Source organism: Paraburkholderia phymatum (genome assembly GCF_040965635.1).
In the GTDB taxonomy this organism is placed as follows: Bacteria; Pseudomonadota; Gammaproteobacteria; order Burkholderiales; family Burkholderiaceae; genus Paraburkholderia; species Paraburkholderia phymatum_B.
On sequence record NZ_JBFRCH010000012.1, the window covers coordinates 122,875 to 135,225 of the forward strand.

The following is a 12,351-nucleotide window of genomic DNA, read 5'->3' on the forward strand; positions in this document are numbered from 1 at the left end:
TGCACGATGCAGACGGCGAGATCATGCACGACGCGAAACGGTTGCGCAGCAGAGCTCGCGGCGGCCTGATAAATCGATAGCTTGCTGACGCAAGCGTGCGTCGCGGCGTCGATGCGACGCGAAGGCGGCTAATGCGTTTGCCTTGTATCGGCGAGAAAGCGGTGAATCTGCGCGACGACGGCGGCACCTTCGCCCACGGCCGACGCGACGCGCTTCGTCGACCCCGAGCGAACGTCACCGATCGCAAAGACACCGTCGACGCTCGTCTGCAACGATTGCGATTGCAGGCCGGAGCCGGGAATGTCGGGGCCTGTCAGCACGAAGCCTTTGCTGTCGAGCGATACGCCGCAGGTCTTGAGCCAGCCCGTATTCGGCTCGGCGCCGATAAAGACGAACAGATGATGTGCCGTCATGCTGCCTTCGATGCCGCCCGCGCCGCGATAGTGGATGCGTTCGAGCCGCGCATCGCCTTCGAGCGCCGTCAGTTCGATCCGCGTATGCAGCGTGACGTTCGGCAGCGACGTGATCCGCTCGACCAGGTAGTGCGACATGCTGTGCGCGAGATTCGCGCCGCGAATGAACATATGCACGTGCTCGGCGTGCGATGCGAGAAACACGGCCGCCTGCCCCGCGGAATTGCCGCCGCCGACCAGCAGCACGGGCTCCTTGCGGCACAGCCTCGCCTCGATGGGCGTCGCCCAGTAATAGACGCCGGCACCTTCGAAGCGCGCCAGGCCCTCGACATCGGGACGCCGGTACTCGGCGCCGCTCGCGATGACGACCGTGCGCGCAGTGATGCGGCGCTTGTCGGCAAGCTCGATCGATGGCGGCTGGCTGTCGCAAAACAGTGCTTTGACTTCGCACGGAATGCCGATGTGCGCGCCGAATTTCTGCGCCTGAACGAACGCGCGTCCCGCGAGGGCCTGGCCCGTGATGCCCGTCGGAAAGCCCAGATAGTTCTCGATGCGCGAGCTCGTACCCGCCTGGCCACCAGGGGCGCGGCAATCGAGCGCCGCAACCGACAGTCCTTCGGATGCGGCATACACGGCTGTCGCGAGACCCGCCGGTCCCGCGCCGACGATCGCCACATCGTAGACATGCGTCGGATCGAACTCGGGTATCAGCCCGAGGCACGACGCGAGCTGCCCTTCGTCCGGGTTGCGCAGCACCGTGCCGTTCGGACACACGACGAGAGGAAAGTCGTCGGGCTGCGGCGTCAGCCGTTCGAGCAACGCGATGGCTTCGGCGTCCTGCTGCGCATCGAGCGTCAGGCTCGGAAACACGTTGCGGCGCAGGAAGTTCTGCAATGCGAGCAGCCGTGCATTACCGGAAGGGCCGACGAGCACGACGCCGTGTCCGCGTTCGATCACCAGCACGCGCCGCAGAATCAGCGCGCGCATGATCTTTTCGCCGAGATCGGCTTCGCTGATCATCATCGCGCTGAGTTCGTCGGGTCGAAGCAAGATCGCTTCGACATCTTCGACCACATGCGCGTCGACGACGGCTGGCTTGCTGGAGAGCTGCGTGACGTCCGACGTGAACTCGCCGCGCTTCGTGTACGTGTGGATGATCCGCTCGTGACCGAGGCCGTCGCGCCCGACGATGCGGACCTTGCCCGACAGCACGACGAACACGCCTGGACAGAGATGTCCCGCGCGATAGAGCAACTCGCCCTTCGCGTAACGGCACAGATTGCCGAAGCGGCGCACGCGGTCGATCTCCGCATCCGAAAGGACGGGAAACATCTGCTGGTAACGCGGATGGTCGCGCACGCTCGGGTCTTCGGCGAGCGTGCCGTCGTCGATCGTGCGGCTCGCGTCCGCTGCATGCTGCTGATTAGACGCGCCGTTTTCGGGCGTTGATTCGATGCTCATCGCGGCTTCTCCTCAAGCGGCTGACGGGCGCCGCCAGGCAGCCGGAGGCTCCGCAACGTCGAACAAAAGTGGAATGGCTGCGAAAGATTTTCGCTTGCCTGTCTCGGGCAGCGGGCTGTGCGCGCAAAACAGACTGCATGCGGGGCTGCCTGTGCGATTGCTTTCAACAGAGTAATCGAGTTGCCGTGCGCAGCCAAGAGGCGACCAAACGCCTCACGCTCGATGCCCGATTATCGGCGAGCCTATTCGTGTGAACGGGTATACCCGATTCTGTTTCCTTCCCCTTTCATTCGCTCGCGCGCGGATCGTCTAGCAGACGATGGCGCCGGACACTGCACTGAGCCACACGTATCGCGTATTCGTCGCTCCGCGTCGACGTTCGCAGTCGAACGCGCGGCCGCTCTCGATGCCTGAAGTCCCGCGCTGGTTTTTTCGTCGGATCACCCAGCGGGAGGACAGCATGGAACATTCCGATACATATGCTGCCGCGTTCGTACTCCGTGGATTACTGGCCGCGACTCTTGGCGCGATGAGTTCAATGGCTTTGGCGGCCGCAAGCGAAGGGGCCGTGTCGAACATTGCGACGGAACCTGTCGCTCCCAACGTTGCCGCGCCTTGTGTCAATGCGGCGTCGGCGGGCAACGGACAACTGACGTTGCTGGTCCAGTCGCCGACAGGCAGCGCCGTGCGGCTGACGTACGCGGCCAATGACGGATGGAGCGCGAACCCGGCTGCGACCACTGCGGAGCAGGTCTCCGAGCGTGTCGGGCCCGTCGACGTATCGCATTCCACCGAAGACCCCGGCTTCGAGCAATCGCCCAGCAAGCCGCTGACGGTGTTCATCGACGGGCCGACCGGCTTCACGTACATGTGGAGCCAGGAGCGCGGCTGGAAGTTCGTCGGCCGGCTGACGGAGCGGATTCAGTAGCGCCGGCGACGTCGACGGTCGCGAACCGTTCGCGCCGTAACGACTGCGTGCCTCGCTGAAGCGGCCGAACCGACGGGCCGATCGGCGCCCTTGCGCGAACGGCTTTGCGGATCGGGCCTAGAATCACGAGCAGTGCCCGCCTGTTTTGTTCGTTTGCTTGCGCGGGTCTCACTCGTGATCGCTTCCATCGACGGCAGACGGCCCATGACCATTCGCGATGCGCGTTTCGTTCGCCCAATGTTGGCTGCGCTTTGCGCGGCTTCGCTCGCGGCGCTCGGCGCGTGCGGCGGCGGCAGCTTTTGCATCGGGTTCGACAGCTGCACGGGTTCGAGCACGCAAAGCGTCACGTTGTCCGGTACGGCCGCGACGGGCAGGGCGCTGGCCAGCGCGACGGTGAGCGCCAGTTGCGCGCAGGGTTCGGGCTCCATGCTGTCGGACGGCGGCGGACACTACAGCTTCACGTTCAATGCGACCCCTCCGTGCATCGTTACCGTGACCTCCGCCAATACGACGCTGCATGCGCCTGCGTTCGCCAGCGGCACCTTCAATACGACGCCCGAGACCGAGTTGATGCTCGTGTACCTTGCCGCGCAACTGGGTACGAGCGAGGCCAATCTGATCACGGGCTTCCCGGGCAACGCGCAGTTCCAGAAGGTGCTGTCGAACCAGGACGACGTGCTGGCCGCGCAATCGGCTGTCGTGACGAATCTGCAGCAGCGCTATGCTGTCACGCTGACGGTGCCCGCGTTTCTCACGACACCGTTTGTCGTCGGGCAAGCGGGCGTCGACAGCGATCTCGAAGCGCTCGCGAAAGCGGGTGCGATCGACGCGAACGGCATGCCCGATCCTGCCGCCGTCTCGTTGATGTCGACGGCGGGCCAGGCGCGTCCGTTCACGGCGGCATCGTCGCCTTCATCCGGCACGGGTGGCGCGATGTGATGCAGCGAATCACCACTTGCCTTTCTTGAGCGCGCCTCACCGTCCACGCCGCAAAAAAGCGCTCGCTCACATCCGGTTCGCGAAAGCTGTAAATTGTTCTACGCTATATAAGCTATGCGCTGAACGTTTCAATCCGTATGTATTGCCGCCGTTCGGGGACAGTAGCGGCGGTTCATTGAAGCAACTGCTCGCACCTTTCTTATGGAGGATGAAGATGGCGATTCGACTAGGAGAAGAAGCTCCCGATTTCACTGCGGAAACCACCGAAGGCACGATCCGTTTTCATGAATGGATCGGCGACAGCTGGGCGATCCTGTTTTCGCATCCGAAGGACTTCACGCCTGTCTGCACGACGGAGCTGGGCTATATGGCGGGGCTCAAGCCTGAATTCGAAAAGCGCAACACGAAGATCATCGGACTCAGCATCGATCCCGTCAGCGATCACACGAAGTGGGTCAAGGACATCGAAGAGACGCAGGGCCATGCGATCAACTATCCGATGATCGGCGACGAGGATCTGCACGTCGCGAAGCTGTACGACATGATCCACCCGAACGCGAGCGGCGGTCCGCGCACGGCCGTCGACAACGCAACGGTACGTGCGGTGTTTCTGATCGGACCGGACAAGAAGGTCAAGGCGATGTTCGTCTATCCGATGAGCTCGGGCCGCAATTTCGACGAAGTGCTGCGTCTGCTCGATTCGCTGCAGCTCTCGGCGAAACATACCGTCGCAACGCCTGTGAACTGGAAGCCGGGCGACGATGTCATCATTCCGACTTCCGTCTCCGACGATGCCGCCAAAGAGAAGTATCCGCAGGGCTTCAAGACGCTGAAGCCTTATCTGCGCTACGTGCAGCAGCCGAAGTGAGACGTTGACCCATACGCCGATGCGCGCGCGTTCGAAGCGTGCGCGTATCGGCGCGATACCCGCTTGACACGACGATGACGGCAATGGCCGCATGAACGGAGCAAGGCTGCGAAGCCGACGCCACGGCGCTTCCTGATACAAGTCGAGAGAACATGAGCGTGTTGATCTTCAGACAGCTGTTCGACCAGCAATCGTCGACCTACACCTATCTGCTCGCCGATGGCGGCGCGCGCGAGGCCGTGCTCGTCGATCCCGTCTTCGAACAGGCGCGGCGCGATGCAGCGCTGCTCGACGAACTCGGACTGCGTCTGCTTTATACGATCGACACGCACGTTCACGCCGATCACGTGACGGGCGCATGGATGCTGAAGCAGCGCACGGGCAGCCAGATTGCGATATCGGCGGCAAGCGATGCGCAAGGCGCGGACCGCTATCTGAAGCACGGCGACACGATCGCGTTCGGGGCGCGCCATCTCGAAGTGCGCGCCACGCCCGGCCATACGAGTGGCTGCATCAGCCTCGTGCTCGACGACCAGTCGATGGCATTCACGGGCGACTGTCTGCTGATTCGCGGCACCGGGCGAACCGACTTCCAGCAGGGCAATCCGCATGCGCTCTTTCGCGCGGTGCACGAGCAGATTTTCTCGTTGCCCGAGACGTGTCTGCTCTATCCGGCGCACGACTATCGCGGCCTCACGGTGACGAGCGTCGCCGAAGAGCGGCGCTTCAATCCGCGTTTGGGCGGCGAGTTGTGCGAGGACGATTTCGCGGGCTATATGACGAACCTCGGGCTTGCGCATCCACGGCAGATCGACGTCGCCGTGCCCGCGAACATGAAATGCGGTGTCGCGGCAAGCGATCCGTCGAAAAAGCCCGAACCGGATTGGGCGCCTTTGACGTACACGTTCGCCGGTATCTGGGAAATCCATCCGCAATGGCTCGAAGAACATCTGCAGTTGGTGCAGATCATCGATGTGCGCGAGCGCGATGAATACGACGGACCGCTCGGCCGCATTCCCGAAGCGAAGCTGATCTCGCTCGGCGAACTGGCTGGGCGCGCGAAGGAAATCGGCAACGAGCGCCCCATCGTTACCGTCTGCCGCGCGGGCGGCCGTTCCGCTCAGGCGACTGTGATTCTGCGTCAGGCCGGATTCGAAGACGTCGCCAATCTCGCGGGCGGAATGCTGCGCTGGCGCGCCGAAGGGCGCGTCGTCGAGAACGGCGGCGTGTAGCACGCGCCGATTTCGATTTCTTGTAGTTGTCACTTACCGCCTGGGTCGAATCCGCTCCGTCTGGCGGTGATATGACGACCTTGTCGGCCGTATCCGCCCTTATGTTCCCGCCACATGCCGCCACGTGGCGCTCGTCATATCTATGTTCCTTTTGCCAATCCATCGCTGTTTTCGGACGCGGTGCCAGATTGGACACATGCATGCCCCGCCTGTTGAGTTAAGGTCTGCCGACAGCATCCGTTCGAGCAATCGTCGGCGTTCATCGTCAACATCGGTCTGGAGGGTGTGCATGCGTATGATGTTTGTAATCGGGCATCTGGGTGACTACCATGTGCCGCGATACGAAGCGCTGAAGAAGCTCGTCGAGCGGCGAGGCGACGAGATTTTCCTCGTCGAGATCTTTGGACGCTCGGGCGTCTACGCCTTCCCTCAATTGACCCGCGACGCCTTCTTCGGCAAAGAGCCCGCGCGCGCCGTCACCCTCGAACCCGACATCACCGATGCGGGCGGACGCTGGCCCAGCGTCGCGTACAAGCTCGCCGGCATCGCGCGAACGCTGCGGCCCGATGTGGTCGTCACGCTCGGCTATCACACGCCTTACTCGCTGTGGCTCTATCTGATCCGACGGACAGCGGGCACGTTTCGCATCATCTACATGTCCGATTCGAAGCTCGATGACGGCGTGAGGCGCCGCTTCAAGGAACGCCTGAAGCGGTCGCTCGTGTGCCGCTTCGACGGCGCGCTCGTCGCGGGGGAACGGCATCGCGCCTATGCGCAGACGCTCGGCATTCCGCTCGAACGCTCGCGCGTGGGCTTCGACGTGATCGACGTCGAGCGCTTCGCGCGGCTCGCGGACAATGCGCGCGCTTCCGAATCCGAAACGCGGCGGCGTTACGCGTTGCCTAGGCGCTACGTGCTATGCGTCAGCCGTTTCGTGCCGCGCAAGAACGTCGACGTGGTGGTCGATGCGTACGCGCTCACGGGGCTCGCCGATAGAGGCATTTCGCTGGTGCTGGTCGGACATGGGCCCGATATGCGCGCGATCGAAGGACGCGTGTCGAGCATGCAGCTCGACAAGAACGTGCGCTTTCTCGATCCCATCCCGAATGCGCAGATGCCCGCCGTGTATGCGTTGTGCGACTTCATGGTGCTCGGCAGCGAGTTCGATCAGTGGGGGCTGTGCGTCAACGAGGCATTCGCCGCGTCGAAGACGGCGATCGTCACGCAGACATGCGGAGCAGCGGACGAACTCGTGAAAGACAGCGTGAACGGATTCGTCGTCGAGCCAGGCAACGCGGATGCGCTCGCGGAGAAAATGCAGATGCTGGCGCTGAACGACGTGCTACGGGATGCGCTGTCGAAGCGGGCCAGACAGACCGTGGACAAATGGAGTCCTTCGATGTTCGCCGCCAACCTGATGGAACTGGCCGACCGGCTTCTGTGTTCCGAGCGGCGCGTCCTCATTTCCGCGAAGCGCTAGCCGCGCAGCTTGCGGCGCAAAGTCAGATCGTGCCGAACAACGCGCGAGGACGATCGCGCAGCGCTTGGGCGAGCGTTTGCAGCGCGCTCACCAGCTGCTCGCGCGACGACGCGCACGCAAGGTTGATGCGCACGCCGTGCTCGACTTCGGCCCGGTCCACCGCGAACGCCGACGAAGGCATCACGACCACGCCGCGCGCTTTCGCGTTGGCGGCGAAGTCGTCCGCGCGCCACGGCGGCGGTAGCCTGAGCCACACGAACATGCACGCGGGGTCGGAGTCCAGCCATTCCTGAGGCAGAATCTGACGCGCCAGATCGTGCCTCACGCGAATCTCCGCGAGTTGCGCGTCCATGATGCGGCGCGCGGTGCCGTCTTCGATCCACATCGTCGCGATCAGCATCGACATCGGCGCGGGCATCCATGCGGTCGTGCGCACGGCCTCGGCGGCGAGCGCAGACCGCTCGGGCGGGCTCAGCAGATAACCGAGCCGCAGCCCCGGCGCAAGAATCTTCGAGGTCGCGGCGATATGAAACGTCAGCTCCGGGCACAGGCTCGCGAGCGTCGGCAGACGCTGCGAAACGAGCGGACCGTAGACATCGTCCTCGATGATCGCGACGCCATAGCGGCGCGCGATGTCGACGAGCGCCACGCGCCGTTCGAGGCTCATCGTCGTCACGGTCGGGTTCTGCAGATTCGGCACGGTGAAGATCGCCTTGACGGGCACGCGACTGCAGATGCGCTCCACCTCATCGGTGATGAGCCCGTCGCGGTCGCTCGGCACGCTGACGATTTCGAACTGGAACACGGGCGCGAGCGCTTTCAGGCCGTAATACGTGAGGCGGTCGGCGATGATCACGCCGTCCGTGCCGATCAGGCTGTTGAGCACGGCATACAGGCCATGCTGCGCGCCGCTCGTCACGACAAGATGCTCCGGCGACGGCGTGAATCCGGGCGCGGCCGTCCACTGCGCGCCGGCGGCCCGCGCCCATGTGGGCCCCTGCGGCGGCTGATATTCCTGTAGCGACGCATAGCGCGGGTCGCGCGGCAACCCGGCGAGCGTGGCAGCGAGGCACGCCAGGAATTCACCCGTCGCGGGCCGGTTGACGGTCAGGTCGATTGCGCTGCCCGGTGCGGCGTTGGGCGCGGCAGCCGTTTCGACGCGCGGCATCGCGCCGCCTGTCACGAGCGAGCCGCGCCGCTTGCTGCCGATCACGAGCCCGCGCAGCTGCAATTCCTTGTACGCGCGCGAAACCGTCGACACGTTGATGCCAAGCTCCGTCGCCAGCTGACGTTGCGGCGGCAAGCGGCTACCCGGCGGATAGACGCCGCCGCGAATCTCATCTTCGATCGACGCCGACACCTCGATGTAGGTCGCGCGTTTTGTCTGGACCTGGTCGCCGTTTGTCTGGTCGACTTCGACTGTCGCACCATTACTGTCCGCTGCCTTGGGTTTGCTGGAAGCCATTGTCTTGCCTTGTCTCCATACAAAACAGGCTTTGTCTGCCTGTTTGTGCCAGTTGGCCGGATTTTATACCAGATGTGCGTCCTTGCCGTGATTTTCGGGTGCGGCAAGGAACGCGCCCAACTCGGCCAGGGAAAGTCCTGGACCACACAATGAGCCTTTTAATTGCACACAAAAAAATGTTGTGTGATTCTTTGAGTCAGGTTGAGCAGATTTTGTGTGGCTTTTGTATTGCCGGATCGGGCTGGACGGAGATTACGCATGGCAGAGAGCAGGACAAACGGGCGCGCATCGCGGGGCGCTAAACGGCGCACCGCAAATGAAGGCACGCGCACGGGCCATCTCGCTGCCGACGCACGCGCGATGCAAGGAGAGCGTTGATGGCGGAAGTGGGCATTGTCGGCGCGGGTTTCATCGGGCTTGCGAGCGCCGGCTGGCTGATGCGCGACGGGCACCGCGTGACGCTGTTCGATCCGTCCGGCGTCGCGCAGGGTGCGTCGTTCGGCAACGCGGGCACGTTCGCGCCGTATGGCTGCATTCCCGTGAACAACCCGTCGGTGTTCCGCGATCTGCCGCGCTTTCTGCTGTCGAGCGAGAGTCCGTTCCGCTTGCGCTGGAGTTATCTGCCGCACGTGCTGCCGTGGCTCGTGCGCTTCATGATCAACTCGACGCAGCGCCGCTATGAAGCAAGCGCGAGCGCGCTCGCCGCGCTGCTTGCGCAGGCGCAGGCGGGCTATGCGCCGTTGTTGCTCGAAGAGCGCGAGCTGGCGAAGTTCGTGCGGCCGCGCGAGTGCCTGTATCTGTATTCGAGCGGCGCGTCGTTCGATGCGTCGCGCGCTTCGCTGAATCTGCGCGAGCAGCTGGGCGTGTCGTTCGACGTGTTGTCGGGCGAAGAGGTGCGCGGCCTGGAGCCTTCGCTCGCGCCGATCTTCGAGCGCGGCGTGCTCTTTCGCGACAGCTGGCATTTCTCCGATCCGCAGGGCTTTCTGCTGTTGCTCTACGACGTGCTCGCAGCGCGCGGCCTCGAGCTGGAACGCAGGAGCGTGAGCGCGCTGACGCCCGCATCGGACGGTGTCACGCTGACGACGGACGACGGCACGCCGCGCCGCTTCGATCATGTCGTCGTCGCGACGGGCGCGCGCTCGGCGAAGTTCGCGGCGCAATGCGGCGACCGCGTGCCGCTCGATACCGAGCGCGGCTATCACGTGCGCTATCGCGGCGCGTCGCAACTGATTTCGCGGCCGGTCGGCTGGGCCGAGCGCGGCTTTTACATGACACCGATGGACGAAGGCATCCGCGTGGCCGGCACGGTCGAGCTGGGCGGCTTCAGCGATGTGCGCAACCGTTCGCTGCTCGACTTGCTGACGTTCTCGTCGAAGCGCGCGTTGCCCGCATTGCGGCAGCCCGACAGCACGTGGCTCGGCTTCCGGCCCACGCTGCCCGACGGCGTGCCCGTGCTCGGCCGCGCAAGCGCGAGCGAGCGCGTGATCTACGCATTCGGACATCAGCATCTCGGGCTGACATTGGCGGGCGTGAGCGGGCGCATCGTCGCGGATCTTGTCGCGCGGCGCGCGCCGCCGCTCGACCTGACCCGCTACGCGGCAACCCGGTTTTGAACTGACATTCGGAACAGACACACAGGGACGACTTCGACGCGTCGCGCATCGGGTCAGTCGACAGGCAAAGCGCGGCATTTTCCATCGACAGGAGCGCATCATGAATCGACGTACATGGATCATCAGGCTGGCGGTGTGCGCTCTTGCAGCGCATGCTTCGTTCGCTGCTTCAGTTGCATCGGCCGCCGATCCGGAAGTGGTCAAGATCGGTTTTGTCGGCCCGCTGACGGGGCCCGTCGCGCGGGTCGGCAAGGACCTGCAATACGGCGCGCAACTCGCCATCGACGAAGAGAACGCGAAGCATCCGACCGTCGCCGGCAAGCCCGTCAAGTTCGTGCTCGACGTGCAGGACGACCAGGCCGATCCGCGCGTCGCGATCCAGGTCGCGCAAAAGCTGGTCGACGATGGCGTGGTCGGCGTGATCGGCCATTACAACTCGGGGTGCAGCATTCCCGCGTCCGCGGTGTACCACAACGCCAACGTCGCGATGATCACGCCGGGCTCGACCAATCCGCAACTCACGAAGCAGGGCTTCAAGAACGTGTTCCGCACGATGGGGCATGACGGCGTGGGCGGCGTGGTGGCGGGGCACTTCGTCGTCGAGCAGATGAAGGCCAAGCGGATCGGCATCATCGACGACCGCACGGCGTTCGGCCAGGGCCTTGCCGATGCGTTCGAAAAAGGCGCGAAGGAAGCGAACGGCAATATCGTCGATCGCGAATTCACGAACGACAAGGCCGTCGACTTCCGCGCGATCCTGACTTCACTGAAGAGCAAGAATGTCGATCTGATCTTCTTCGGCGGACTCGACGAACAGGGCGCGATGCTGGTCAAGCAGATGCGCTCGCTCGGCATGACGACGCAACTGTTCGGCGCGGGCGCGCTGAAGAGCAACGCGTTCCTGCAGATCGCCGGCGCTTCCGGCGAACGCACGCAGGATCTCGAACCCGGTCCCGCGCTCGACAAGCTGCCCGCCGCGCAGGACTTCGGCAAGCGCTACAAGGCGCGCTTCAACCAGGACGTCGAACTGTACGCGCCGTTTGCGTATGACGCCGCGCTCGCGATGCTGAAGGCGATCCACGATGCGAATTCACTCGACAGGCAGAAGATCGTCGACAGTCTCGCCAAGGTTTCGCTGACGGGCGTGACGGGCAAGATCACGTTCGATCCCTACGGCGATCTGATCAAGCCGCCCTATACGCTGTTCCAGGTCGAGCAGGGGCAGTGGAAGAGCATCAAGACCGTTGGGGGCGGAGTCTGATCGTGGGCTGAGCCATGGCGGCGCGGCGTGTATTGCGCGCGCCGCCGCTGCTTTAACTGCCGCTGACGCATCGAAGCGCAATGGACCGCTTCACAAATCCAGTTCGAGAAAACGCGTGCCCTCGACGGGATTGAACACATACGCCGAGATGGGCCTGAACCCGAGCGACGCGTAAAGCTGCTGGGCTGCCTGCATGGTCGGCAGCGTATCGAGCCGCATCTTCCTGTAGCCCGCTTCTCGGGCCGCATGCACGACGGCTTGCGCAAGACGTCTGCCGAGTTGCTCGCCACGGCCTTCCTGACGCACATAGAGGCGCTTCATTTCGCAGATGTCGTATTCGAACGGCCGCAGCGCGACGCAGCCGATCACGCGGTCATCGCGCCACGCGAGCAGAATCGCGCCGGCTGGAGGCGCGTATTTGCCGGGCAGCGAAGCCAGTTCCGCATCGAACGCCTGAAACGACAAATCGACGCCGAGGCTGTCCACGTACTCGCGGAAGATGGCGCGCACGGCGTCGAGATCATCGGGGAAGCGGGCGGGTTGGATGGCTGTCATCGAGACGTTGGGAGGCAAGCGGGCGAGTCGCCGGTCCTTTGATAGGACGATAGCACGCTGGATGTCCAGTGGATGGCGATGAAGCTGCGGGCGCGTCGTGTGCGCGAGCGCGGTGCATCACGCCCAGCGGACCGAA

At 64.0% G+C, this 12,351-nt stretch carries 10 protein-coding genes; 7 read left to right on the forward strand and 3 right to left on the reverse strand.

Annotated features, from left to right (window positions below; genetic code table 11):
• Positions 1–128 precede the first annotated feature (128 nt).
• A complete protein-coding gene (locus AB4Y32_RS21390) occupies positions 129–1,874 on the reverse strand; it encodes an FAD-dependent oxidoreductase (protein WP_368723257.1) in 1,746 nt (581 codons plus the stop codon).
• 460 nt (positions 1,875–2,334) lie between these two features.
• Here AB4Y32_RS21390 and AB4Y32_RS21395 point away from each other — a divergent pair, with 460 nt between their 5' ends.
• From AB4Y32_RS21395 to AB4Y32_RS21415, 5 genes are all read left to right on the forward strand, one after another.
• A complete protein-coding gene (locus AB4Y32_RS21395; RefSeq protein WP_368723258.1) occupies positions 2,335–2,802 on the forward strand; it encodes a hypothetical protein in 468 nt (155 codons plus the stop codon).
• A gap of 204 nt (positions 2,803–3,006) precedes the next feature.
• Entirely contained in the window at positions 3,007–3,741 is a 735-nt protein-coding gene (locus tag AB4Y32_RS21400) for a hypothetical protein (RefSeq protein ID WP_368723259.1), read from the forward strand.
• A gap of 214 nt (positions 3,742–3,955) precedes the next feature.
• Positions 3,956–4,609 carry a peroxiredoxin gene (locus AB4Y32_RS21405; RefSeq protein WP_152763456.1) on the forward strand — a complete coding sequence of 218 codons (654 nt, stop codon included), beginning with the start codon at positions 3,956–3,958 and terminating at the stop codon, positions 4,607–4,609.
• A 161-nt stretch (positions 4,610–4,770) separates the two neighbouring features.
• Positions 4,771–5,841 carry an MBL fold metallo-hydrolase gene (locus AB4Y32_RS21410; RefSeq protein WP_368723311.1) on the forward strand — a complete coding sequence of 357 codons (1,071 nt, stop codon included), beginning with the start codon at positions 4,771–4,773 and terminating at the stop codon, positions 5,839–5,841.
• Positions 5,842–6,130: 289 nt separating this feature from the next.
• Positions 6,131–7,321, forward strand: coding sequence for a glycosyltransferase family 4 protein (locus tag AB4Y32_RS21415; protein ID WP_368723260.1), 1,191 nt, complete (start codon positions 6,131–6,133; stop codon positions 7,319–7,321).
• Positions 7,322–7,343: 22 nt separating this feature from the next.
• Here AB4Y32_RS21415 and AB4Y32_RS21420 read toward each other — a convergent pair whose 3' ends face one another.
• Entirely contained in the window at positions 7,344–8,786 is a 1,443-nt protein-coding gene (locus tag AB4Y32_RS21420) for a PLP-dependent aminotransferase family protein (protein ID WP_368723261.1), read from the reverse strand.
• Positions 8,787–9,163: 377 nt separating this feature from the next.
• Between AB4Y32_RS21420 and AB4Y32_RS21425 the strand changes: the two genes are divergently transcribed.
• Positions 9,164–10,399 carry an NAD(P)/FAD-dependent oxidoreductase gene (locus AB4Y32_RS21425; protein WP_368723262.1) on the forward strand — a complete coding sequence of 412 codons (1,236 nt, stop codon included), beginning with the start codon at positions 9,164–9,166 and terminating at the stop codon, positions 10,397–10,399.
• Positions 10,400–10,499: 100 nt separating this feature from the next.
• Positions 10,500–11,660 (forward strand): branched-chain amino acid ABC transporter substrate-binding protein, encoded by a 1,161-nt coding sequence (locus AB4Y32_RS21430; RefSeq protein WP_368723263.1) that lies wholly within the window; start codon positions 10,500–10,502, stop codon positions 11,658–11,660.
• Positions 11,661–11,750: 90 nt separating this feature from the next.
• On the opposite strand, the gene AB4Y32_RS21435 is transcribed toward AB4Y32_RS21430, so the two are convergent.
• A complete protein-coding gene (locus tag AB4Y32_RS21435; protein ID WP_368723264.1) occupies positions 11,751–12,215 on the reverse strand; it encodes a GNAT family N-acetyltransferase in 465 nt (154 codons plus the stop codon).
• Positions 12,216–12,351 lie beyond the last annotated feature (136 nt).